This is a genomic window from Mycetocola lacteus, assembly GCF_003667575.1.
Taxonomy (GTDB): Bacteria; Actinomycetota; Actinomycetes; order Actinomycetales; family Microbacteriaceae; genus Mycetocola; species Mycetocola lacteus.
In genome coordinates this window covers 419,342-444,214 of record NZ_RCUY01000001.1, presented here as the reverse complement: position 1 = coordinate 444,214, position 24,873 = coordinate 419,342, and the positions used below count along the sequence as shown (strand labels likewise).

Here is a 24,873-nt window from a genome sequence, read left to right as displayed (position 1 = left end):
GTCATGTCGTTCACCGAGCCGTAACCCAAATGAGGGGATGGCGTAACCGGGGTGCCGCGAATTAGCCTACTCGGGGTTGATACCGTACGAAGCGGTTCGGTTGACACTCCCGGTCGATCCGACCGTTCCTGCCTTATTGCCCCAGAGTTGGCGCTATTTTTTTTGGTCGCCGACCGAAACGTTTCGGTGCGTGGTGGAGTGCGCATTGTTTCTTGAATCGGAGAACTGCACACATGCGAAATCGTCCACAGGCGAGCCTGCAACAGCGTTCGGACACGGTGCCCATCGGTACCCGTCCCGCCCTGTTTCGGCCTCTTGCCGCTACCCTCGCGCTGAGCGTTGGCCTGGCCAGCGCAATCGCACTGACCCCGGTGAGTGCCAGCGCGGCCCCCGCCGCGACCGACCTTGCCGCGCTGGTCAACCCGTTTGTCTCCACCGCAGATGACAACGGTAACGACCTCCCCGGTGCCCAGGCACCCAACGGCCTCGCCAAGGTCAATCCGCTTTCCAGCGCCGGGCGCAACCACACCGGCTATAACTACAACTCCACTCAGATTTCGGGATTCACCCACACCAATCTCGACGGCGTGGGTGGCTCGGGTGGTGGAGGGGACATCCTGGTGGTTCCCACGGCGGTGCAGTACACCCAGCGTCCCAACACCTCGACCTACGCCCACGACTTCAGCCACAAGGATGAGGACGCAAGCCCCGGATACTACCGGGCAAACCTTGCCCTCTCGGACGGCCCGCAGAACGCGATCGTGAAGACCGGCAAGAACGTTAACGCCGAGGTGACCGCGGCCACTCGCACCGCCGTGCACAGCTATGCGTTCCCCGCCGATCAGACCCCGAGCCTGGTGTTCGATCTGAAAAACAACTTCACCTCCCGGGACTCATCCTCGGTTACCGCGGGCACGCTCGAGGACGGACGCGTGTCGTTGGCCGGGCAGGTATCCGGAAACTTCAACGGTGCCAAGTATCAGCTGTTCTACTACGCCGAGACCGAGCAGCCGGCCGGCGTAAAAACCTGGGCGGATGGCACACCGCTGGATGAAACAGCTACCCGCTCGGGCCAGGACACCGGTGCCGTGTTGTCCTTCAACGCGGGCACCCAGAACGTGGGACTGCGGGTGACACTGTCTCCGATCAGCAGCGAGCAGGCGAAGATCGATCAGTCCGCCGAGGTTGGGGGCAAGAGCTTTGAGCAGGTCCGCGCCGCCACCAAGGCCGAGTGGAACGAGCGTCTGGGGGCGGTGAACATCACCGCTTCGGCCCAGGCCGACCCCACCGGCGAGCTGCAGAAGCTGTTCTACACGCATCTGTACCGGATGAACGCGATGCCGATCAACGCCACCAGCACCTCGGGCACCTACCGCGGTGTGGACGGGGTCGTGCACACGGCGGCCGGGTTCACCTACTATGACGGCTGGGCAGCCTGGGATGACTTCCGCAAGTACTCGGTGTTCGCCTATGTGAACCCGGCGGGATATCGCGACATGATTCAGTCGTTGATTTACCTGTTTGCCGATCAGGCACGATCCGGTAAAAACAAGCTGGGAGACCTCACCCAGAGCGTACCGAGTGTGCGCTGGGAACGCTCCCCGGTGATCATCGCCGACGCCCTGTCCAAGGGCTACACCGGGTTTACCCGCTTGGATGAGGCGTATCCAATGATCGCCAACCTGGTGGGATACTACTCCGGCCAGGAGCAGCGACAGGGATATGTGAATGACCGCCCGGCGGTTAGCGTCGAGCGTGGCTACGACCAGTGGGCGCTGGCGATCATCGCCGACCAGCTGGGCAAAACCGCGGATGCGGCGAGCCTGCGTGCGCAGTCAAACCTGGCCTTCACCAGCAACATCAAGCCCGACGCCTGGACCGCTAAGGACGGCACCAAGGTGGGCCTGCTCTCCCCGCGCAACGGCAAGGGTGAGTGGACCGGTGTGGACTACGAAAAGTTTGAGGCCGCCAACGTCTACCAGGGCACCCTGTGGCAGTACCACTGGTATCCGGCCTATGACATGAATGCACTGATCGCCTCGATGGGTGGGGACGCGGCCGCGCGCCTCGCGGTCAACCACTTCTTCGGCGAGGACGACCCCAACAACGGTCGGGCGATGCTGCACTCCAACGCCAACGAGGTGGATCTGCAGGCACCCTACCTGTTCAACTATGTGGGCGAGCCCGCCAAAACCCAGAAGTGGGTGCGCGACACCTACACCAAGGAAACCTGGAACCGCTACATTGCCACCGGGCAGACCGACGGCAACCGGCCCCCGAGCGGTGGGGGAGAGTTCACCCCGCCGATCAAGACCCGGGTGTACAAGCTCGCCCCGGACGGCTTCCTGCCCACCATGGACAACGACGCGGGCACCATGTCCACGATGTTTGTGGCCGCGGCGCTGGGCCTGTTCCCGGTGACTGCCGGATCCTCGCAGTATCAGATCGGTACCCCGTTCTTCGACCAGGCGCAGATCAACTATCCCGGAGGACGTACCTTCACGATCGGCGCGAAGAACGTCTCCTCGGATAACTTCTATGTGCAGCAGGCGGCGCTCAACGGCGGTGCCTACGGCAACACCTGGCTCGACTATTCCGACATCATCGGCGGGGGAAACCTGTCGTTCACGATGGGTTCGGCGGCCTCGAGCTGGGGGAAGAACTCAGCACCGGCGTACTCGGCCAGCCAGAAGACCCCCGGCGCAAGCCCCACCAAGACCTATCCGGTTACCGCCTCGAAGGACACCCTCGCGGCAAACGACAAGGGCGTGCTGAACGCGACAACCACCCTGACCCTCGGAGACGGTGCGCGTCTGTCGGCACCGGCCGGAACCGATCTGACCGCCGCCGGGAGCGCCACCGTTTCGGGTGTCCCCGCGGGGATTACCGCCCGGGTTACCGTGACCGACGCCACCACGCTGACCCTCAGTATCGGCGGCACCCTCACCGAGAATGCTCGCGTCTCGGTTCACCTGAGCGATTCGGTGCTCGCCGACGGCGTGGCAGCCCATCAGCTGGTGGGCCAGGGCGTTACCACCCAGTCGCCGATCACGCTGAGTATCACCTCGGTTTCCCGTCTCGCGCTGCAGGACCTGGTGGATCAGGCGCTGCTGGTGCGCCCGGGGAACTATGCCGCCAACACCTACCGCGACTTCACCGTGGCGCTCGCCGCGGCCCAGAAGGCGCTGGCAAACGCTGACACCTCCGGTGCCGCGCTGCGCTCGACCACCGAGGCTCTGCGCCAGGCGGCCGATCACCTCAGCATCGGTCAGGGCGGCTTCCGCACGCTCGAAGCCGAGGCCTCCGATGAGTGGTCCGGTGGGGAGCTGAAGAATGAGGCATTCCAGTCCGGGGGAAACCTCGGTGGTGTGCGCAACGGTTCGTGGGTGCGTTACCTGGGCATGGACTTTGCCGGAGGTGTCCCCGAAACCCTCCAGGTGCGCTATGCAAACTCCGCCGCCGTGGGCAACGAACGCTCGTCGGTACGGGTCCACGCCGGAGACATCACCGGTCCGGTGATTGCCCAGGGAGCCCTCCCCGGCACCGGCAGCTTCGGCAACTACTCCACGGTCACGCTGAACCTCACCGATACCGACTCGCTGATTCAGGCACGCTCGATCACGTTCGAGTTTTCCACCAGCGGGCAGGACTGGGTGGGCAACTTTGACCGCTTCCAGCTGTTCCCGCACAGCGATGAGCCGGTAGGACCGCGTCCGCTCGTGGTTGAAGCCGAATCCTGGGTCAAGAACTCCGGTAACGGACTCAAGAGCGAATCCAGCACCTGGAACGATGGGCCGGTGACCAACCTCGGTGGCACCTATAACGGTGCCTGGTTGGACTACGGTACCCGTGACTTCGGGAACATCGGCACCGATACCGTGAGTGTGCACTACGTCAACAACTCCGGTCGTGTGGGCAAAAACGCTCGGGTGGACTTCTACCTGGACGTCGCCGATCCCGCCAAGCCCGGCACCCCGGTAGCCACCGTGGCACTCCCCGCAACCGGGGATAACTGGACCGTGGCGGGCAACGTCAGCGCAAAGCTCACCACCCCGGTGACCGGCAGTCACACGCTGTTGGCCGTGCTGCGCGCCGATACCACCGACGCGTTGCCCTACGTGGGTAACTTTGACGCGTTCACCTTCACCGCCCCGACCACCAACACGGTGGCCATCGAGGCGGAGAAGTGGGTGGCCGCGCGTCCCGGCCAGATCAAGTCCGAGAACAGCACCTGGAACAGTGGTCCGGTCACCAACGTGGGGGGAACCACCGATGGGGACTGGATCGACTACGGCAACGTCGTATTTGGTACCCTGCCCATCACCCGGGTGTCGGTGCACTATACGGCTAACGCAAACCGCGTGGGTAAAAACTCCCGCATCGAGTTCTACCTGGATGCAGCCGATCCCGCCAAGCCGGGAACCCCGGTTGCCACGGTTCCGCTGCCGCCCACCTCAACAAGCAACTGGACCACGGATGTGGACGCCGGGATCTGGCTGCCCATCGCGATCACCGGAACCCACCGGTTGAGTGCGGTGCTTCGCTCGGAGACCGACGGCAACCACCCCTTCGTGGCAAACATCGACCGCTACACCTTCACCACCGGGGATAAGCCGGTTGAGAAGGAGTTGGACCTGAGCGCGCTGATCGCCGCGGTTACCGCGGCTGAGGCCGTGGTCCCGACCCTGGATCGCTACCCGAGTATCGATGCGGCCACGTTCCGCCGCGAGCTCGCCGGTGCCCAGCTCGCACTGAAGAACACGGCCCTCACCCAGGGCGACATCAACGCACGGGTGCGAACGCTGAGTCTGGCGCAGGCACAGCTGACCCCGGCGATCCGAATCCAGCTGGAGAACGCCCTCGCCCAGGCGAAGGCCGTGACCGTGGGCCGCTTCCGCGCGGACACCTGGGCCGCATTCCAGGAGCAGATCGCCTCGGCCACGTCCGCGCTGTCCGCGTCGCAGGCATCTGATACGGCGCTCGCCGCCGCACTGGATGCCCTGCAGAACGCTCGTGCAGGTCTGATCGAGCGGGCGACGACCGCGCCGGGTGTGCCGACCGAAGTGACCGCGAGTCAGGATGCCACCAGCGTGAGCGTCACCTGGACCGCACCGGTGGATGATGGCGGATCCGCGATCACCGGATACCGGGTCGACTTTGGCGAGGGACGCGTGCTGTCCATCACCGATCCCACCGAGCGTGCGGCGACCGCGACCTGGCTGAAGCCCGGGGAAACCTACCGGGCCACGGTCAGCGCGCTCAACGCGGCCGGTGAGTCGGCGGCCTCGGAACCGACCCTCGGCGTGACCGTGCAGACCGGAGGTACCGGAGTGGTACACACGGCACCGGCACTGGCCCCGGCAGCGGAGGCTCCGACCGCCCGCGCCGCGGTGTCGGCACCCTTCCCCGGCGATATCACCTCGCGTGGCTTCGCCTCGGATTCCTGGCCCAAGACCGACGGCAACTATGCCGCCGACATGCTCAGCGGGTTCTCGAAGCTTGGTCCCGAAATTCTGGGAACCGAAGCCAAGGTGACCGACCGGGAGAAGGCGATCGCGTTCAACGATAAAAAGGAGATCGAGATCAACAACGCCGCGAGCCAGGCCCAGGTGGATCGGGCCCAGGTGGACGCCGATAACTCACCGGTGAAAACCGGAACAGATGCGCTGGGCTCGACCCTTGGTCCGATCTTCTCCGCCGCGATGGATGCGGGTGAACTGCCCAAGACCAAGTGGATCTTGGACCGGGTGGGGCAGAAGATCGACGGTGCCGATGCGGTCAAGCCCGTGTGGCAGTACGCGCGGCCGTTCCTGCGGCTGGGCCTGGCCAGCGAGGGCGGTCTGATCAAGGACTCCCGTAACGGTGGCTACGGCGGCCTGGCCGGGAGCGGTTCCTATCCGAGTGGTCACACCTATGCCGGTTACATCGCCGGGACCACCCTGGCAACGCTGATCCCCGAGCTCTCACCGGCCATCCTGGCGCGGGCATCGGAGTACGGCAACAACCGACTGGTGCTGGGATTCCACTATCCGTTGGATGTAATGGGTGGTCGGATGATCGCCCAGGCCGTGGTCGCTCACCGCTGGGCGGACCCCGAGTTCGCCCCGCTGCTGGAGCAGGCGCAGCAGGAACTCGAGGATGTGCTGGGGAGCAAGTGTGCGGGTGCTTCGCTCACCGCATGCTCGGGCACTCCGTACGAGAACCGCGATGTGGCCGGCTACACCGGCGTCTACACCGAGCGCCTGGGGTATGACTTCCCCAAGGTGACCGCGGGTGGCGCGCCGCTGATTGCTCCGTCCGATGCGGCGGCTCTGCTGAAGACGACCTTCCCCGAGCTGAATGACGCCCAGCGTACCGCGGTGCTCGCACAGACCGCGGCCGACTCCGGTGGACCGTTGGACCTGACCGCTGCGGGCACCGAGAGCTGGGAACGGATCAACCTGGCTCGGGCGATGACCGCGCAGGTCTCGGTTTCTCCCGACGGCAGCGTGACGGTGACCAACTACGCCGACGAGACCGCGCAGAGCGTGGCCGCGGCCCGGGGGATCACCGTGGCCGGGGTCGCCATCGACGGGTTCACCCCCGACGTGCGCTCCTACGTGGTGGACTGGCCGGCGAATTACGCGCTGCCCACCGCCGCCGTTCTGCCGGCCGCGGACGGCACCGTGGGGACCACCGGCCTGGCCGGAATCCTGCCCGGAGTCCAGGCCGCGGGTGTTCGTGCCGCGGGCAGCGATACCGTGCGCACCTTCACGGTGACCTCGGGTAACGGGGATGTTGTGCGCACCTACACGGTGGCGTTCAACATCACCGCGGACAACCACCTGCCGGCCGGGGTAGACCCCGGTGAGGGTACCGATCCCGGCAATGGTGGAACGGATCCGGGCAACGGCGGAACCGACCCTGGTAATGGTGGCACGGATCCGGGCAATGGTGGGACGGACCCCGGTAACGGTGGAACGACCCCCGGCAACGGTGGCTCTCCGTCCTCCTCCCCGGGAGCCGCCGGCCCCGGCACCGGTGGCGGTCTGGCTCACACCGGTGGCGGAGACATCACGCTCCCGCTCCTGGGAGGCGCAGCCCTGCTCCTCCTCGGCCTGGTGATCGCCTTGCGTCGACGTCCGCGAAACGAGGACGGTATGTAACTCGAGATTGGGGCAGTCATTGGTCAGCCCCAATCGTCACGGCGTCCCGTCGGAACTTCGTTTCTGGCGGGGCGCCGTCGTGTGGCTAGACGAATAGCGTGCGATCCGCGGTGTGGACCTGACCATTGCTGAAGTACGGACGCAAGTAATGTCTCAACTCGGGATTACAAACGTAGACGTAGGTACCTCGGATTCCACGCGTAAGGAGGACAGTGTAGATGTTTTGAACGTATCGGAGAAGGTCCTCGTCCGAGTAGACAATCCCGCGCTTGGGATTATTCTCTCTCCCTTTTTTGTCGTAATAGTTCTCGCGGCTAAAAAAGATCTGTTTGCTCGTTGGATCGAATTGGAGATCATGCCCGATTATCACGGCCGCATAATTCAGATCGTACCCCTGAACGGTGTGGATTGATCCGACTTCCTCCGAGGAGCCCTGACTATTGATCCAATCTCGTTGAGTCGAATTCCATCGAAGTTGCACGTTATCGATGCTGATATCGTAGGCATCCTTGTCAGCTTTACTCTTCCACGGCCAGGCGTATCCCGCGACCAACCGCGCAAGCTGAGATTCGGAATCACGAGCCTGAATTGCGGCCCGCATTTGAGCTAAATCATCGAAGAACCGAAGATCGTAGCCGTCGAAAACTGAAGGAACTGCTGGGGCTTCATTTCCGAGAACTGACCGGATGTAGCCGACGTAGTCTTGTTCTGCAGCAATTCGCATTTGTGATCGTAGCGGGTAGAAACGGTGTTGTTGACGAGCTTCATCAAGCAGTCTTTGTGTTGTATCGGGTGAGAGATCCGCGGGCCGCACACTCTGTCCAATGTCGAGCATCAGAATTGTGTGGGTACATTGATGCTGGATCCAGTCCAACTGGGTGATGTCAGGATTGTCCGTGCCGAACAGTGCCAAATTGATGTCAGCGAACTTCTTGTTGAGTGGGCCTGACGCCTGGTTCGCCCGCTGACCGAGCCTGTGTGCTTCGTCTACAAGGAGTAGATCGAATTTCTCTGCACTCTGTCCGACCTCAAAGGGAGTGAGAACCATTTCCCTACTGAGACCGGGAGTGAGGGTGAAAACTCGCTTTAGCGAGTCACGCAAAGATTGCTGTGGGACGACTATTCCGATTCGGTACGTGGAAAGTAGCTCGGCATGGCCGGGCGTGAAGAAGTCACTGAATAGGGAGTCTTCGTCTGCTCCTTCGTCTCCACGGTGCGAGCGGATATCCTCAATGAGTTTGAGGAGGTAGATCGCGACAACCGTTTTCCCGGTGCCGGGATTGCCCTGAACGACGACAGTGCTTGAGGAACCGTGCTCGATGTCTGAAAACAGTCCCTCGAGAATATCCTCGACCGCAGTTGCCTGGTCGTGGTTGAGAGCCTTGAACGGAGACAGCTTGAACAGATCGCTGTTGATGATCTCCGGGATCGTCCGCGTGAAGAGATGCTCGTCATTGCGGAGCTGGTCGAAGATTTCCTGGAAAGTCTTGCGATAAGTATCACGATCGAAATAATTCGCGTCGATGATCCCCGCGTTGCGGTTTAGTACCTGTAGCTTTCCATCACCGGAAAACATCCGGATGAGAAATGATTCCAAGTCTAAACAGGCAGACTTGTTGAACTTCTCATCAAGGACCGTGCGTACCGTCTTGAACTGTTGCTTCTCGTGCGAGCCAAGATGCTGCCTCATCCGGCTCGCGGCGCTGTGGGATTCACCAACATATACATCTCTGCCATTGTCGAGGACATAAACGATTGGCCAGTTAACATGACGCTTATCCGCTGACGCCCAGTTCTTCACTCCGTCCGGTGTGAATCGGAACCGGATAATGCTAGAGGTTGTCATACTTAGTACTTTTCCCACGCGCTTTTTCTACCGGGTACTTTTCACGAGTTTTTTCGAGCTTGTTCAGCACAATTTCTTCGGGATCCAGCTCCAACCTGTCAGCCAATAAGTAACAGTAGGTGAGGACGTCTGCAAGCTCGTCTCGTACCTCAGACGTGGGAGAATCGCTCCATTGGAAGCATTCCAGGAGCTCACCAGCTTCGATGCTGATACTTTTCGCGAGATTACTTGGCGAATGAAACTGGCCCCAATCTCGTTCGAGCACAAACTGTCGAAGGGCGTCGAGTGCTTGGGATTCTGGCATGCGATCAATCTAGCAGCGTAGCCCTGCATATTCAGGAGGTGTGCCTCAAACTATTGGGACGCAGAATAAGTCAGAATCCGGCTGTGGTGGAACCGTACGAAGACTCTGATTGGATCAGGAATCTTAGACAGATCTGAGACCGGCCCGAGTGTCAGATCGATAGTTTCAGGACGAGAACCCAAGGATACGGTTAGGCAGGCTAGCTGAGTTTCAAGATACTTTACTTGCCCTGGTCCCCACCGCGTGCCTGAGACGTTTTTGCCGTAAGAATAGGCGCGGACTCGCTGGTTGGCCCACCAACCCGTGAACTCAGGACTTTTGCCGCTGAATTCACCAACCAGGTCTGAGATCCCACGGTCTTCAGAGAACCGGCCAGCATTCAGCCTCAGCACCGCCACGATCTCGGAGGCACTAGTTCCCAATACCGCATCAGTTCCCGTGCCGCGGGTTCAAGCATTATCCAGCCTGAGCACCCGAGCTACCTTCTCTCAGGGTGGAACTGGCCCCGCTGGGAATCACCGCGGGCGTGGTGGAGCCGGGCCTGTTCCGGACCGACTTTCTCGACGCGCGCAGCCTTCACACCTCTACCGAAATAACCGACTATGCACAGACCAGTGCGGGAAAGATGCGGGGTATCACCGCGCAGGCAAACCACAATCAGGCGGGCGATCCGATCCGCGGAGCGGCGGTGATGGTGGACGCCATCGAGGGCGGTGCCTTCCCCGAGCGCTTGTTCCTGAGAAGCGACACCGTGACGCGCGTGAGTGCCAAACTCGATGCCGTGCGGACCGAGCTTTCCCGACAGCACGATGCCGCCCGGTCCACCGATTACTCGGCTTGAACACCGGCGTTAAATATCTGAGCCGCCGGGAGGATCGAGGATCGTCCCGGCGGCTCATAAACCTGCGTGAGGCTTAGACCTCGAGCGTCTCGCCATCGGCGAGGGTTGAGATCGGGGTTCCGGTCAGGTTCTCATCGCCGAGCATGCGTCCGCTCATCTGGCGGCCCGGTTCGCTGAGCAGCAGGTCGTGGATCTGCACGCTCTGGCGCGGTGCCACCGCCCGGACGTAGTCGATGGCTTCGCCGAGCTTGCCCCACGGGCCGCTGGTGGGCACCAGCAGGGTGTCGACGGGCACTCCGGGTTCGAGGTAGGCATCGCCCGGGTGGAAAACCTTACCGTCCACCAGATATCCCACGTTGGCAACCAGCGGAATGGTCTGGTGAATGAGGGCGTGGTCCTCACCAAAAACCTCAAAACCAAAGCCAGCGACGGTGTCGCTGAACCCGGCGGAGACGGTGTGGATGTTTGCCCGGTCGGCCGGCAGCTGCGCGGTCACCGACGCGGGAGCGTAGATCGGCAGGTCGGGCCGAGTTTCCAGGGCTGCCAGAATCTTGTCTCGGTCAAAATGATCACCGTGCTCGTGCGTGATCAGCACCGCATCGGCTCCGGCCAGGAGCTCCTCGGTGTTGGTCGTGAACGTGCCCGGGTCAATCAGCAGCTCGTGTCCGTCCTTGGTCAGGGTCACGGTTGCGTGGGCGTATTTGGTGAGTTCCATTGGGATCCCTCTCATTCACTTGTCGACGAAACGATAGCGGAGGAATCTGAACCTTAGCCGCAGGTGTTATCCACATGCGTGTGTCGGCTCGTGAACGCACAGCGGCCGGGCCCCGAAGGACCCGGCCGCTGTGAGAAATAGCGTTAGTTTGCCAGCAGCGCCTGCAGACGGGCGAGGGTGTCCGGCCAGCCGGTCACCTCGACCGTGCGGGCACCCATCGCGGCCACCGCGTGGTCATTGCCGCCGGGCTGGAGCTGATCCCCATAGAAGAGCATGTCCGAAAGCTCCAGGCCGGTGGCCTCAAGCAGACGGTTCACACCGTAGGCCTTGTCTCGACCGCGACGGGTGATATCCACCGAGGTTGATCCACCGGCACGTACCTCGAGGTCCGGGATCAACTCGGCCACGCGGGCCCGCAGCGCTTCCTTCTTCTCTCCGGTCGGGTCCCAGCCGTACTTGGCGTCCACGGGTGCCTCCTGGCCCAGGGCCGAGAAGGTGATCTGCGATTCGCGATCCTCGAGCACATTGCCCCAGGTCTCCTCGGACCACAGGCCCAGCTCGCGTGCGGAGTCCTCAACCGCACGCAGTGCGCGGGCTTTCTCATCGTCGCTCAGCGACTCAACGTAGCGACGCTCCCAGGCACCGTCGACAAAGCGGAAGTACTGGGTGCCGCAGGTGGGCATCAGGTGCAGGTTTTCCAGGTGGGTTGCCCCGGCGGTTTCCAACGCCTCGATGACCTGCGAGCGGAACTGTCCGATCTGGCCGCCGGAGATCACCGCGAGCTGGGTGCGCGGCAACAGCTGCGCAAACACCTGGGCCATCTCATCGGGCAGGCGCGTCTTGGACGGCGCCAGGGTGTCATCAAGGTCAAAGGCCAGCAGCACGGGGAGCTCGGTGGGGAGCTCGGCGTGTGCGGAATCGGTCACGGCACTCACCTGAGAAACGGTAGCACGAGTCGCCGTGCTGATGTCCGTGCTCATGCCGTGGTGCGGCGCAGTTCCGCGACACCGATCATCGAATCGGCCATTCCGTAGAACACAAAGGTGCGCTCACCGATCTTCTCGATTGCCGTGGGGAAAACCACGTTGGCTACCGTGCCCGAGGTTTCCTCGGCGGTTTCGGGCACCAGCAGCGGTTCTGCGGTCCGGGAGAGAAGGCGCGAGGGGTCCTTGTCATCCAGCAGCAGTGCTCCCGCGACGTAGTGCACGTTGTCCTGCGGGACAAAGGCGCCGCCCACCACGGTGCCCGTCACCCCGTGGTGCAGTACCAGCCAGCCCTCGGGGACGCGCAGCGGTGCCGGGCCCGCACCGATCTTCAGGGCTTCCCAATCAAACTCCGAGCCCGCAACAAACCGGTGCCCGCCGGGACGGGTGAGGGCACGGATATCCCGCTCGACGTCGGCCAGCGGGACGTAGGAGATCCAGACGCTTGCTCGATCATCGGTGGTTCCCGCCGGCAGCGGCGGGGCCTCATCGGGGCGGACGAAGCTGAAGTCCCACATCGGACGGTGCAGCATCGCGATGCTCGGAACCCCGTGAGGGTCGGGGACCACCTCGGGGAAAAACACCACGTCCTTATTGGGGAACAGATTGAGATCGGTATCCAGGTTGTCCTCATAGGCGAAGAGGATCGGGCCCAGACGGGTCCAGCGCTCGCCGTCTGCGGACACGGCGAGGGCCGGGCGAGGGCCGGTCGGGCCAAACGCCACGTAGGTCATCACGTGGGTGTTGATCTGCGGGATATGGGTGATCCGAGGATCCTCCACTCCGCCGTGGTTACTACCGTGTTCCCAGCCACGGTCGGCCTCTAGCACGGGGGTCAGTCGTTCCACACCGACCGGGGCACCACCCTCATCAAGGACGATACGGGCGCGGCCCACGCGGGAGACGTTCCCCGCGGAGACCAGGCGGGGGAACAGGTACAGCTCCCCATCGGTACCCCAGGCAGTTGCGGGATTCAGGACGCCTTCGACCTCCAGGGGATTCCCGGGTTCGGGCCGCATCAGGACGCCGATACGGTCAAGGACGTAGGGGATTTCGGGCGCGTTGGAGCGTGAAATAGTCATGCGAGAACTTTCTGAGAGTGCGCCCGCGGGCGCAGGAACTGTGGCTAACCCTTGACGGCGCCGAGGACGCCGCTCACCAGGTAACGCTGAATGAAGATGTAACCGACGATGAGGGGGGCAGCCACGATGAAGGTGGCCGCCGCGAGTAATGGCCACTGGTTCGAGTAGGTGCCCTTGAATGCGTAGAGGCCCACGGTGACCGGGAACTTACTGGGATCGGCGAGCAGTACGGTCGCGAGGATGATCTCGTTCCAGATCCACACGGCCTGCAGGATAAAGATCGTGGCCAGCGCGGGCTTGGCCAAGGGGAATACAAAACTGAACAGATAGCGCCAGTAGCCAACCCCGTCCAGGGCCGCGGCCTCGTCCAATTCGGTGGGGATTGACTTCACAAATCCGCTGAACAGCAGTGGGCCGATGCCGACCCCCACACCCACCATCAGCACGTATCCGAGCCGGTTGTCATAGAGACCGAGGCGATACAGCAGCTGGAACTGGGTGATCAGGGCGTTGGGGAGGAACAGCACCAGCACAAAGAGAATCGACCACCACTTGCCCCCGCGAATGTAGCCGCGGGACACGGGGAATGCCATCACCAGTGCGATGAAGGTGCCAATGGCGGCACCCACGCCGGTGTAGAGCACACTGTTGAGGATGTAGGAGCCGAAGTTGCCCTGGTTCCAGGCGTCGAGGAAGTTGCCCCACTGGGGATCGCGGACGATGCCGACCGGGTCGGCGATGAATTCGGCGTTGGATTTCAGCGCGGTGTTCAGCAGGTAGGCCAGCGGGAACAGGAACACCAGCAGGATCAGCGCGATACAGAGATAGGCACCGATGCGGAGCTTTCTGCGCCGTCGCGGGGCCGGCGGAACGGTGGCCGCGGCTTCGCGGCGGGTCAGGGTTGGGGCGCTCACAGTTTGGCCTCTCGTCGGCGCAGGAACCACAGCGCGATCAGGCTCACCGCACCCACCAGGACAAACTGCACCATCGAGATCGATGCGGCGTACCCCTGGGACTGCGAGAGGGTGGTTCCAGATTTGCCACCGAAGCCCTGCACGTAGACGAGCAGTGAGAGGACCTGGGTGGAATGGTTGTTGGGTCCGGTCAGGACATAGGTGAGCTGGTAGCTCTGGAGGGCGTTGACGATCCCGAGCAGGACGTTGGCGGTGATCGAGGGGGCCAGCATCGGGATGGTGAGGAACCGGAAGCGCTGCCACCCGGTGGCGCCGTCGATGCTCGCGGCCTCGTGGAGCTCCTCAGGAATGGCCTGCAGCCCCGAGAGGAAGATGACCACCGAGACGCCGAGGACCATCCAGATCTGGGCCACGATGACCAGGGCCAGGGCGATCTTGGGATCGCCGAAGAACGCCGATTCGCCGCCGAACCAGGAAAGCACCGAGGTGGCCGGTCCGCCGCTGACGTTGAACAGCAGCGAGAAAACCAGACCGGTCACCGTCACACCCAGCACCGTGGGCATAAACACCACGGCCCGGTAGAAGTTGCGTCCGCGTAGAGGCTTGTTCAACAGGATCGCGATGCCCAGGGCGAGGGCGATCTGGAAGACGGTGCTGAAGAACGCAAACACGATGGTGTTTGTCAGCGCGTTGGCGCTGTCGCTCCACTTGGCGGGGGAGAAGAAGTCGAGGTAGTTCTGGATGCCCACCCAGTTGACGGGCAGGTAGGGGAGCCCGCGCAGGTCGGTGAAGGACACCACGAGCACTCCCACCGCGGGAACCAGCCCGAACAGTGCAAGCACCACGAGCCCGATGCCGAAGGTGAGCCGAACCGGGCCACGGCGGGGAAATGGGAAGGATTGAGACACGGATACGTCCTTGGATCTGGGTGGGAGGCCCCGAACGGGGCGGGGCCTCCCACGAGCGATCTGGCTCAGCGACTAACGGTCGTGGGCCTGAAAACCAGCGGTTAGAAAGCGGCCTTCCAGGCTGCCTGTGCCGACTGCGCCGCCTTGGTGGCGTCGCTGGATCCCAGCGGGGTGAGCGCCGGGTAGTTGAACGGGTACACGGCGTCCTGACCGGCCTTGTTGTTGGCCACCCACAGGGTGTCCCACGCCGGCTGGAAGGTGGTGGTGTACTGCGCGATCGAGTCGAGGAACGGGGTCGCGGTGATGTCCTGCTGAGTGGGGGAGAAGCCGGACTTTTCCACGAAGGTGGTGTAGTTGTCCTTCTCCGAGAAGTATTCCAGCCAGGCCAGGGCTGCGGTCTTGTTCTTGGTGTTGGCGGCGACCGCGAGCTGAAGCTCGATCTTGCCGTTCAGTGCCGCGTTATCGGCGGCGTTGTCCGATCCGGGGAAGGGGAAATAGCCGATGTCGAAGGCACCACCCACGGCCTGCGAGATGGTCGGTTCGTTCCAGGTTCCATCGATGGTCATCGCGAATTTCCCGGCGGCGAAGGCTGCGGGAATCTCGTCGTAGCCGGTGCCGGCGAAGTTGGGCTGGGCGTTCTGGAACACGGTTTCGGTCTTGTTGAGTACACCCTGCGGGCCCGCATCGGTGAGGGAGGTGGTGTTTTTCCACAGGCCCTCGACCAGTTTCTGCTTGGCCTCGACGGTGGGATACTGGCCGGCCACGGCACCCAGCATCGCGAGCCCTGCGGGCCAGGTGTCCTTGCCACCGATGCCGAAGGGAACATCCCCGGCACCCTTGATGGTGGAGATGACGTTTTCGAATTCACTCCAGGTCGTGGGGACCGTGAGTCCCAGCTTGTCGAACTCGGCCTTGTTGTAGTACACGCCGGTGGAATAGCTGAGGCCCGTGGGGACCGCGAACTGCTTGCCGTCCACCTGCTGCGCGTCGAGCACGCTGGGGGTGTAATTCGACATGAACTTTTCGTTACCGAGCTCCAGCAGTCCACCCGCGCGTGCCAGCAGGACGTCATCCGAGGTGGATTCCTTGGCGAACTCGGGGACCTCGTTGAAGCTCTTGACCACCACGATGTCCACGTTTCCGGCGGTGAGTCGGGACGACTTGGTTGCCGGATAGTTGTCGTTGGAAACCGAGGAGAAGGTGAGTTTGACGTCGGGATATTTCTTTTCAAACCCCGCATTGATCGCCTTGAACGCGGCGTCCGAGGCATCGGCGCTGGAGACGAGGATCTGCAGGTCACCGGCGGGTTTTCCGTCGGATGAGGTGGGGGATGCGCCGCCCGAGCATGCCGCCAGTAGGGCGGCGGTAGCCAGGACGGAGACACCCATCAGGGTGCGGCGGATGGGTGTGGAGGCCCGCAACTTCCTTGTTGCCATGATGTGATACTCCTTGTGATTGCGCCCCTCAGGGCAAGGAACCTAACCGAAACGTTTCGGTAAACAAGGTTTAGCATGCCCGGGCCGGGCGGCGCAAGGAGGAAATTAGGCGGAGGTGGGAACCGGGCCGGTGGAATTCCGGATCACCAGTTCGGCTGCGGGAACGTTCACATCGACGGTGGGTTCGCCATCTATCGCCTGCAGGAGAAGGCGGGCCGCTTCAAAACCAATCTGGTTGGGTGAGGTTTGAATCGTGGTCAGCGTCGGGCGAAGATAGGCCCCCAGCTGGATTCCGTCATAGCCGGCCACCGAAAGATCTCCGGGGACATCGAAGCCCAGGTGCTGAGCCTGGGCGATGAATCCCATCGCGCTGAGGTCGTTTGCGCAGACCACCGCGGTGGGGCGCACGCGGTTGGCCAGTAGGATCTTGGCGGCCTCGATACCGCCCTCGTAGGTGAAACCTCCGTCGGCGACCGGACCGGCCTCGATGCCTCGTGCACCCAGACTGTCTCGCCAGGCTCGTTCGCGCTGGCGGGAGTGCACAAAACGCGGCGGGCCCCCCACGAAGGCAAAGTGGGTGTGCCCCAACCGGGCGAGGTGTTCAACCAGAGCGTCGATGCCGGGGCGGTGATCCTGGCGCACGCTGGGGAGCGGGAAATCCTCATCGGCACCAATGCTCACGGCGGGTAGGCCGAGGTCCTGGACCGCGGGGACGCGGGCATCATCCACCTCGAGTTCGTTGAGGAATACCCCATCCACGCGGCGGCCGGCCGCCAGCCGACGATAGCGTTCGAGAACCTCGTTGGCCCCCGGACTGGTCTGCAGTACGAGTGCGAAACCGCGCGCGTCGATATAGGACTCGATGCCGCCAATGAACCCGCCGAAGAACGGATCGAGCTCCAGGACGTCGGGGTCGCGGTGGACCACTAGGCCGACCGAGAACGTCTTTTTTCCGGCAAGACTGCGTCCGCGTACCGAGGGGACAAAGCCCAGATCATCGGCCGCCGCAAGGATCTTCTCGCGCGTGGCATCGGAGACTCCGGGGCGGCCATTGAGCGCGCTGGAAACCGAGCTGATCGCGACTCCTGCCTGGGCGGCCACATCGTTGATCGTGACCCGACGCGTCATCCGAGTCCTCCTTCGTATCGCGCATCCGCCGTGATGCCGACGGTTTTGACTCTAAACCATTGTGAGGCCCCGTCGGGGGAGATCGTGGTCTCCGGGAGGGAAGTCGGGCAAATTCCTTGTTTCCGGTCGATCGTCCTGCTATCGTCCGTTTACCGAAACGTTTCGGTGATGCGCGTGATCGCGTGTCGCAGTATCCGAACCACGAATCGACCCGGCCGGCGCACCGTAGCGTCGTGCCCGTGAAGGAGCCCAATGAAGAGCATCCCCGTGCGATTGGGGGCGGCCACCCTCGGCCTGACCCTGGTCGCCAGCGCCCTCGCACTGCCCGGCATACCCGCCGTCGCAGTCCCCGGTCCGCCGACCGGTCCCGTCGCTGCGGCGGTTCCCGGAACCTCGCCGGTTGCCGCACCCACCCTCGATGAGCTGGCCGATAGCTCACCCACCCAGCAGCGCTGGCTCTCGGTTCCCCAGTCCCGGGTGGTTTTGAACCCCTACAACTTCGACGGCAACGGCAGCGAGCTGGAACAAAACTCCGGCGTGGACCTCCCGCTCTCCACCGGGTTCTACGCCCACGACACCGCGGTGCGCTCGGACCGGCTGATGCAGACGTTCCTCAAGCCCGGGCCGGACGCCCAGCCCGAGCCGGGCACCGAACCCGAGATCCCCACCGGATATCACGCCGACTTTTCCAGCGTGACGGCTCCCGCCGGCCCCTGGGTCCTCAAACGACTCACCGCCGAGGATCGTCCTGGTGGCGCGGTTGCACTCACCACCGCGGCCAGCGGTGACTACTGGGGCGACCTGGAACAGCGCGTGACGATTGATCTGCGTGAGCAGTCACACCTCACCGTGAGCGTGCCCGAGACCGGAGGAAAGTGGGCGGTGAAGGTCGCCGCACCCGGCGGGGACGATATCAAACTGCACGCCGATGACATCACGACTCCGGGGACCCAGAGCTTCGATCTGACCACCGCAACCGGCTGGCGTGGAGTAACCACCTTTACCCTCAAGTTCTTTGCCGTCGGTGGCCCCGGTGCCCCGGCGACCACGGTGTTTAGCGCGGCCGAGATCGTGACCGAGGCCGGTTCAACCCCCGGAGAGCCCGGCGGTCTCACTGACCCGTTTGATGCCGGGTCGGTGGCTGCCTGGTCACACAGCAGCGCGAGCACCACGCTGAGCGCCGGGGCGCGCGGGGCCACCCTGACCCTGCCCGGGAAAGACTGGGGGTATCGTGCCCGATCGGTGTCGATCAACGTCACCGAGAACCCGATTCTCACCCTCAGGGTTGCCGCCGATTCCGGTGCCTGGGCTCTCAAGGTGAACCGTTCCCTCACCGGAGACGACATCACCCTCCAGCCCGATTCCACCGCCTCCGGCGAGCTGTCATATGACCTGGCCGGGGTTACCGGCTGGAGCGGAAACACCGATTTCTACGTCAAGCTCTTCCAGGTGGGTCGCGGCACAGCCGGCACCCACACCACGTTTGAACGGCTGAGCATCCACCCGGGCTCGGCACTCCTCAAGACCGCACGCAGCGCGAACCCATCCTGGGACCCAACCGAGCTCGGATATGCGGCGAAATACACCGGTTTCGGCGGCGAAATTCGCACCCGTGACCGCTTTGACTCCGCCAGTATCGACGCGTTCACCCGGACCGTCACCGGCAGCGTCCCCGGGGCGCAGCCGGTGGTTGCCGGGGCCATCTCGGGTACCGGAGTCTACGATGCCAGTCGCCGAGTGCTGAGCGTGGAGGGTAAGGACGCGAGCGTCGCCATCGTCTTCCCCGCCGCCGCGGAGGTTCGGTTCTTCGAGTCCGAATCGGCCCTGCGTTTTGGCCGCCAGGGCACCGAAACCCCCGATGCGGGTTCACGCTACTGGGGTGCGACCCTGCCCGAGTCGGGCAGCTACTCGATCGGTGCCAGCTGGGCGATCCGCGATGCACAGCACCCGGCACCGGCAGTGGCTTCCGCCGCCGCGGTGGCCGCAATCACCGGCAACACCGTCGAATCGGCCCACTCCCACTGGACGGCGTTCTGGAATGACTATCTGGCCCGCGTCCCGATGGTGGGCAACTTTGGAATCGAACGCGTGGCCCCCGGCGGAATCACGCCCGAGCAGGTGCGTCACTTCTACCTGCAGGCGTGGGCCGGCCTGGAGATGAATGTGCTGCCGGCAACCCCCGAAACCGGCAACAACTTCGCTCAGCTGGGCACCGGCAAACCCTCGATGTGGATGAACGGAACCCCGGGCACCCGCAACGTGGCGAGCTGGGATTCGCTGCTGGGCATGCAGCAGCTGGTGCAGACCGATCCCGAAAACGCCTGGGCCTCCTTCCAAGGAATGATGGCACTGGTCAATGACCAGGTTGCTCCCGACGCCTACGAGTACGGTGAGCTGGGCGGTGAATCCCTGCCCTCGCGCAAGGCGCAGACGGCCTGGATCCTCTACCAGGCCACCGGCGACAGAGACAAGCTTGAGAGCATCTATCAGGCGCTGAAGATCCACCTGGCCTGGGAGAAAAACAACATGCGCTGGGTGCTGCACGGACACAACTATCTGGACGAGCGCGACAGCGAGTTTGTGGCCTCGCTCATCTTCGACCTGCGCTTTGCCGCGCAGATCGCCACCGAGCTTGGTCACACGGCCGATGCCGACACGTGGAACGCATGGCGGCCTGAACTCACCCGCAACTATGAGGAGTGGTTCTTCCCCACCACGGCCGATAAAAACGGCAAGACCTGGGCCACCGTGCAGAAGGTTTATCTCGACCCCACCCGATCCGGACCTCCGCAGGCGGACCAGGGCGAGGGCGGACCGTACCGCAACGAACACGGACAGTGGGTGGATCCGGGATGGTCGTTCTACACCACCACCGCGCTGGTGATGGAGGACCTCGCCCCCGAGTATCGGGCCAAGGTTCGCGAACGCTTCGAGGATGACTTCAGCGAGAATAAGCAGCTGGCGGGACTGGGTAAGTTTGCCATCAAGGCTCCGGATGCCCAGCTGATGGTTTACGGCCTGCTGGATGGGGGAGCGCCGCGGGAGGCGGACGAGGCCGAGGTGATCATCCACTCGCTGACTCGCGATATGACCAGCTCGGGACTGTTTGCCGAGGTTTACTATGAAACCGGCGCAATCGGTAAGCCGGTGGGTGCGCGCGGCGTGCGACCCTCCCTGTTTGGCATCTCCAACCTGATCGACAACGTGTTCCTCGCCAATGGTGTGCGCACCGATCTGGGAGATCCCTCGTTTGTGCGACTGGGACACAGTGCCGGTGGCGTCTCGGGGGTGAGCTGGATGGGCAAGCGATTTGACGCGGCTATCGTTGGAGAGGACATTCACGTGTCCGGCCCGGCGGTTGCGGACCCGAGCATCTGCCCGGTGATTCCGGCCCCCACCGGGAAGACGGTGGGGCTGGCCACGTGTTCCATAGCGCCCGGGACGCCCAGCGTCACCATTCGGGCAGACCGAATCGTGCCCGGCGCGAAAATCGCCGTAAGCGGTGCGGGATTCGGTGCCGGTGCCGCGCTTACTCTGACGCTGCACTCGGATCCGGTTGAGGTCGGGACGGTCACCGCCGACGAGGCGGGTGCCTTTGACACCACGGTGACGATCCCCGGGGATACTCCCGCGGGGGCGCACATGCTGGTGGTTTCCGATGGCACACTCGAGGCACGGGCCGACCTGGTGGTGGCCGAGGGACCGGGAAACACGGCGAGCCCGAGCCCCTCCGGGGAACCCAGCACACCCTCGGGGCCAACCACCTCCGCCGAGCCGAGCGCGACCGCCGGGTCGGGCGTCTCCGCCTCACCGACGAACGGCGCGCAGGGGGTCGGCGCGCAGGGGGCCGGCCAGCACGGTGCCGGCGGTGGACTCGCGCACACCGGTGTGAACCCGCTCATCGCCGGCGGCCTCGCGGTCCTGCTGCTCCTCTTGGGGATCGGCGTGCTGCGCCGTCGTCGCAGCGCCTAGGGACCGATGCCGGTGTGGTGCACGGGCACCGCACCGGCACCGGTCTCACACATAAAACCCGCGGTGTCTCGAACGCGACACCGCGGGTTTTTGCGTGGGGTACTAGCGGGCGGCGATCCACACGGTCGTCTCGGCGGGCACCTCGGTCAGGGCGGTATCCACCGGGTCCGAGCTCGTCAGGACGACCGTGTCCGGTCCCAGTGGGTAGGGCTCGGTACCGAAGTTGGTGATCACGCGCCAGCCGTTGGGACGCACAAATTCCAGTACATCTGCGCGTCCGGTCTCCAACCACTCCAGTTCCTCCGCGGTCTGTAGCTCGTGACGCAGGGCCAGGGCGCGGCGGTACAGGCTCAGGGTCGAGTGCGGATCGGCGGACTCGCGGGAGACCGCATACTCGCCAAACCACGCGGGCTGGGGCAGGTGTGCGCCGGCCTCCCCGAACCCGAACGACGGCCCGGACTCGGTCCAGGGCAGCGGAACCCGGCAGCCGTCGCGCCCAATCTCGGCCCCCTGGGTGCGGAAGAAGGTGGGGTCCTGACGATCGGCGGCCGGAATGTCCGCAACCTCGGGCAGCCCCAGCTCCTCACCCTGATACATGTAGGCGGACCCGGGCAGCGCCAGCAGGAAGAGGCTCGCCGCGCGCGCTCGCCGCAGCCCACCCGCGGTGTCGACCACCGGGTCGGTGCCGCCGCTGAGCAGCCACTGCGATCCGTGCTTGTGCAGCGGTCGTCCATCCGCACCACGCTCGGTACGGGGCAGCCCGTAGCGGGTGGCATGACGCACCACGTCGTGGTTGGAGAACACCCAGGTGGTCGAGGATCCCGACGTGGCCGAAATGGCCAGGTTGTCGGTCACGATCCGACGGAACTCCTCGGCGTCGAAGTCGGCCTCCAGCAGATCGAAGTTGAACGCCTGACCGAGGGACTTCGGGCTCGCGTACAGCGGCACCCGCGAGGGGTGCACCCAGGCCTCGGCCACCGCGGTGCGCGGCGGATCATACGAGTTGAACACCTCGCGCCATTCGGCATAGACCTCGTGCACGTCGTCACGGTCGATGATCGGGTGGTTACCATCCTGGGGCAGCGCGTCGAGCTCGGCCTGGCTGGGCAGCGGGTCGGAGAGATCCTTGGTGAGCATGTGGGCGACGTCGATCCGGAAGCCGTCCACACCCCGGTCCGACCAGAATCGCAGGGTCTTCACAAAGTCCGCGCGCACCTCGGGGTGACGCCAGTTAAGGTCGGGCTGCTCGGTGGCGAAGTGGTGGAAGTACCACTGACCGTCCGCGACGCGCTCCCAGGAGGGACCACCGAAGACCGACACCCAGTCCGCGGGCGGCTGGTCGCCATTCTCGCCGGTGCCCTCGCGGAAGATATAGCGCTCGCGGGCGGCGGATCCGCGTCCGGCCGCGAGCGCCTCCTGGAACCAGACGTGCTGGTCGGAGGTGTGGTTGGGGACGATGTCCACCACCACGTGGATGCCGCGTGCGTGCAGGGCCGAGACCATCGCGTCGAAGTCGTCGAGGGTGCCCAGGCGCGGATCCACGTTGCGGTAGTCGGCCACGTCGTAGCCTCCGTCGGCAAGAGCCGAGGGGTAGAAGGGGCTCAGCCACACGGCGTCGATCCCGAGCTCGGCCAGATAGTCGGCGCGCGAGGTGATCCCGGGGATGTCCCCGAGTCCATCGCCGTTGGAATCGGCGAAGCTGCGCGGATAGATCTGGTACACCGCGGCCTGACGCCACCACGGTGCGGCCTCGCCGGTGCGGTCAAATACGGTTTCGGTCGGAGTAGACACGGTTTCCTTTCGGTTGAACGGTTAGCCCTTGACCGCGCCCTGGGTCACGCCCGCCATCACCCAGCGCTGGGTGAAGAGGTAGACGATGATCGCCGGGGCCATGGCCATCAGGTAGGAGGCAAAGGACACGTTGTAGTTGTTGCTGAACTGGGTTTGGAAGATCGACTGGACCACCGGGAGCGTCTGCATCGCCGGATCCGAGGTGATCAGCGAGGGCATCATGAAGTCATTCCACGAGGCGAGGAACGCGAAGATGCCCACGGTTGCGCTCATCGGGGCTAGCAGCGGGAAGATCAGCTTCCAGAACACCTGGGAGGTGGAGGCGCCGTCGATCCGGGCGCTCTCCTCGAGTTCAATCGGAATCGAGCGCAGAAACGCGGTGAACAGCAGCACGCTGAAGCTCAGCTGGAACATGATGTGCAGGATCGCGACGCCGACAGGGTTATCCAGTCCGGCAAATCCGGTCAGCTGGATCTGCGGCAGCGCGAGCACCGGGAAGGGCAGGAACATCGCCGCCAGCAGGTAGAAGAAGGACCAGCGGAAGAACTTCCGGTCCCAGTTGCGGGCGATCGCGAAGGAGGCAAACGCCGCCAGCAGGATCGTTCCGGTCACGGTGAGCGCGGTCACAAATACCGAGACGGCAAACGCCTGAGGCACGTTGGTGAGGTTCCACGCCTGAACAAATCCGTCCACGCTCCACGGTGCCGGCAGCGAGAACACGTTGCCATCCACCGCCTGGCTGGTGGTTTTGAAGGCGGTGACGATGGTGACGTAGAGCGGGATGATCACGGTCACCGCACACAGCAGCAGGATGATCGTGGTGGACCAGCGCGGGCGTTCGGTGCCGATCCTGCCGGATCGACGCGGGGTCAGGGTGGTCATTAGAAGGTGTTCCTTCCCCGGGTGATCCGCAGTTGGATCAGCGAAATGAGGATGACGATGACAAAGAAGATCGTCGCGTTGGCCATCTGGTAGGCGTAGTCGCCGCCGGTGAAGCCGGTGACAATGGTCATCGCGATCGAGCGGGTCGAGGTGCCGGGGCCGCCGCCGGTCAGACCGAAGATGATGTCGTAGGCGTTGAGGAAGTTCTTGAAGCCGAGGATCACGTTGATGACCACGTACCCGGCCACCAGCGGCAGGGTGATCCGCCGCAGCTGCTGCCAGCGGCTGGCACCGTCGAGGTCCGCGGCCTCATAGACCTCGGTGGGGATGGCCAGCAGCCCGGCGATGTAGATCAGCAGGGTGCCGGGGATCGCCTGCCAGGCGGTGACGATCACGATGGCGATCCAGGCGAGATCGGGGTTGGCGAGCAGGCTCGTGGAGAGCACGTCGATGCCCAACGCCGACCCCAGCGCGGGCAGCGCGTTGGAGAACAGGAAGTTGAACACAAACGCGATGATGATGCCCGAGATGACCATCGGCACCACAAACACCGTGCGCAGCGTCGTCTTCAGTCGGATCTTGCCGGTCAGTCCCACGGCGAGCAGGAAGGCCAGCGCGTTGACCAGGACCACGGTGACCAGCGCAAAGCCGAAGGTGAAGAGGTAGCTCTGCAGGATCGCCGGGTCACCGAAGGCGGCCACATAGTTGGTGAAGCCGATGAATTTCCAGTCACCAAACCCAATCGAGTTGGTGAAGCTGGAGACGATGCCGATGATCGCCGGGAGGGTGATCGCCAGGCTGAAGAGGACGAGCGTGGGAACCAGGAACAGATAGTAAACGCCCTCGACCCGACGGCGCGAGCGCGGGGGCCGGGGCACCGGAGTACCGGTAGTGATCAACGTCGTTGTTGCCATGATGTCTCCTCG

The 24,873-nt window shown here is 63.9% G+C and carries 16 protein-coding genes; 3 read left to right on the top strand and 13 right to left on the bottom strand.

Annotation, left to right across the window (positions count from 1 at the left end; translation table 11 throughout):
• Positions 1-233: 233 nt before the first annotated feature.
• Positions 234-7,145, top strand: a complete 6,912-nt coding sequence (locus D9V34_RS01970; protein ID WP_121687258.1) for a glycoside hydrolase domain-containing protein — start codon at positions 234-236, stop codon at positions 7,143-7,145.
• Positions 7,146-7,230: 85 nt separating this feature from the next.
• On the opposite strand, the gene D9V34_RS01965 is transcribed toward D9V34_RS01970, so the two are convergent.
• From D9V34_RS01965 to D9V34_RS18285, 3 genes are read right to left on the bottom strand one after another with little or no spacing between them, the layout of a single operon-like run.
• Positions 7,231-8,991 carry a DUF2075 domain-containing protein gene (locus tag D9V34_RS01965; protein ID WP_121687257.1) on the bottom strand — a complete coding sequence of 587 codons (1,761 nt, stop codon included), beginning with the start codon at positions 8,989-8,991 and terminating at the stop codon, positions 7,231-7,233.
• On the bottom strand, positions 8,978-9,295 hold the full coding sequence (locus D9V34_RS01960; protein WP_121687256.1) for a nucleotide pyrophosphohydrolase: 318 nt from the start codon (positions 9,293-9,295) through the stop codon (positions 8,978-8,980). The genes D9V34_RS01965 and D9V34_RS01960 overlap by 14 nt, the downstream gene beginning before the upstream one ends.
• 50 nt (positions 9,296-9,345) lie before the next feature.
• On the bottom strand, positions 9,346-9,693 hold the full coding sequence (locus D9V34_RS18285) for an MmyB family transcriptional regulator (RefSeq protein ID WP_183091796.1): 348 nt from the start codon (positions 9,691-9,693) through the stop codon (positions 9,346-9,348).
• 95 nt (positions 9,694-9,788) lie between these two features.
• On the opposite strand from D9V34_RS18285, the gene D9V34_RS01955 reads away from it, so the two are divergent.
• Positions 9,789-10,136: a Rossmann-fold NAD(P)-binding domain-containing protein gene (locus D9V34_RS01955; RefSeq protein WP_121687255.1), complete on the top strand. Its 348-nt coding sequence runs from the start codon at positions 9,789-9,791 to the stop codon at positions 10,134-10,136.
• A gap of 73 nt (positions 10,137-10,209) precedes the next feature.
• Here D9V34_RS01955 and D9V34_RS01950 read toward each other — a convergent pair whose 3' ends face one another.
• From D9V34_RS01950 to D9V34_RS01920, 7 genes are all read right to left on the bottom strand, one after another.
• Complete coding sequence (locus D9V34_RS01950; protein WP_121687254.1) at positions 10,210-10,851, bottom strand: MBL fold metallo-hydrolase; 642 nt, start codon at positions 10,849-10,851, stop codon at positions 10,210-10,212.
• Between the two features lie 143 nt (positions 10,852-10,994).
• Positions 10,995-11,777 carry an HAD-IIB family hydrolase gene (locus D9V34_RS01945; RefSeq protein ID WP_245991816.1) on the bottom strand — a complete coding sequence of 261 codons (783 nt, stop codon included), beginning with the start codon at positions 11,775-11,777 and terminating at the stop codon, positions 10,995-10,997.
• Positions 11,778-11,827: 50 nt separating this feature from the next.
• A complete protein-coding gene (locus D9V34_RS01940) occupies positions 11,828-12,916 on the bottom strand; it encodes a glycoside hydrolase family 130 protein (RefSeq protein WP_121687252.1) in 1,089 nt (362 codons plus the stop codon).
• A gap of 44 nt (positions 12,917-12,960) precedes the next feature.
• Positions 12,961-13,830: a carbohydrate ABC transporter permease gene (locus D9V34_RS01935; RefSeq protein ID WP_121687251.1), complete on the bottom strand. Its 870-nt coding sequence runs from the start codon at positions 13,828-13,830 to the stop codon at positions 12,961-12,963.
• Positions 13,827-14,738, bottom strand: coding sequence for a carbohydrate ABC transporter permease (locus D9V34_RS01930; protein ID WP_121687250.1), 912 nt, complete (start codon positions 14,736-14,738; stop codon positions 13,827-13,829). Before D9V34_RS01930 ends, D9V34_RS01935 begins: the two co-directional genes overlap by 4 nt.
• 101 nt (positions 14,739-14,839) lie before the next feature.
• Entirely contained in the window at positions 14,840-16,174 is a 1,335-nt protein-coding gene (locus tag D9V34_RS01925) for an ABC transporter substrate-binding protein (protein WP_121687249.1), read from the bottom strand.
• Between the two features lie 105 nt (positions 16,175-16,279).
• Complete coding sequence (locus D9V34_RS01920) at positions 16,280-17,302, bottom strand: LacI family DNA-binding transcriptional regulator (protein WP_121687248.1); 1,023 nt, start codon at positions 17,300-17,302, stop codon at positions 16,280-16,282.
• 252 nt (positions 17,303-17,554) lie between these two features.
• On the opposite strand from D9V34_RS01920, the gene D9V34_RS01915 reads away from it, so the two are divergent.
• Entirely contained in the window at positions 17,555-21,274 is a 3,720-nt protein-coding gene (locus tag D9V34_RS01915) for a hypothetical protein (RefSeq protein ID WP_121687247.1), read from the top strand.
• A gap of 102 nt (positions 21,275-21,376) precedes the next feature.
• Here the strand turns inward: D9V34_RS01915 and D9V34_RS01910 are convergent, their stop codons facing one another.
• Genes D9V34_RS01910 through D9V34_RS01900 form a run of 3 tightly spaced genes read right to left on the bottom strand, consistent with a single transcriptional unit; the run spans position 21,377 to position 24,861 of the window.
• Entirely contained in the window at positions 21,377-23,065 is a 1,689-nt protein-coding gene (locus tag D9V34_RS01910; protein WP_121687246.1) for a glycoside hydrolase family 13 protein, read from the bottom strand.
• 21 nt (positions 23,066-23,086) lie between these two features.
• Positions 23,087-23,947 carry a carbohydrate ABC transporter permease gene (locus D9V34_RS01905; RefSeq protein WP_121687245.1) on the bottom strand — a complete coding sequence of 287 codons (861 nt, stop codon included), beginning with the start codon at positions 23,945-23,947 and terminating at the stop codon, positions 23,087-23,089.
• Positions 23,947-24,861 carry a carbohydrate ABC transporter permease gene (locus D9V34_RS01900; protein WP_121687244.1) on the bottom strand — a complete coding sequence of 305 codons (915 nt, stop codon included), beginning with the start codon at positions 24,859-24,861 and terminating at the stop codon, positions 23,947-23,949. Before D9V34_RS01900 ends, D9V34_RS01905 begins: the two co-directional genes overlap by 1 nt.
• Between the last annotated feature and the right edge of the window lie 12 nt (positions 24,862-24,873).

Bases quoted from the DNA above. Each gene is read 5' to 3' on its own strand.
- D9V34_RS01970 (WP_121687258.1), top strand. From the start codon at position 234: ATGCGAAATCGTCCACAGGCGAGCCTGCAACAGCGTTCGGACACGGTG.
- D9V34_RS01965 (WP_121687257.1), bottom strand. From the start codon at position 8,991: ATGACAACCTCTAGCATTATCCGGTTCCGATTCACACCGGACGGAGTG.
- D9V34_RS01960 (WP_121687256.1), bottom strand. From the start codon at position 9,295: ATGCCAGAATCCCAAGCACTCGACGCCCTTCGACAGTTTGTGCTCGAA.
- D9V34_RS01950 (WP_121687254.1), bottom strand. From the start codon at position 10,851: ATGGAACTCACCAAATACGCCCACGCAACCGTGACCCTGACCAAGGAC.
- D9V34_RS01925 (WP_121687249.1), bottom strand. From the start codon at position 16,174: ATGGCAACAAGGAAGTTGCGGGCCTCCACACCCATCCGCCGCACCCTG.
- D9V34_RS01920 (WP_121687248.1), bottom strand. From the start codon at position 17,302: ATGACGCGTCGGGTCACGATCAACGATGTGGCCGCCCAGGCAGGAGTC.
- D9V34_RS01940 (WP_121687252.1), bottom strand. From the start codon at position 12,916: ATGACTATTTCACGCTCCAACGCGCCCGAAATCCCCTACGTCCTTGAC.
- D9V34_RS01900 (WP_121687244.1), bottom strand. From the start codon at position 24,861: ATGGCAACAACGACGTTGATCACTACCGGTACTCCGGTGCCCCGGCCC.
- D9V34_RS01915 (WP_121687247.1), top strand. From the start codon at position 17,555: ATGAAGAGCATCCCCGTGCGATTGGGGGCGGCCACCCTCGGCCTGACC.
- D9V34_RS01905 (WP_121687245.1), bottom strand. From the start codon at position 23,947: ATGACCACCCTGACCCCGCGTCGATCCGGCAGGATCGGCACCGAACGC.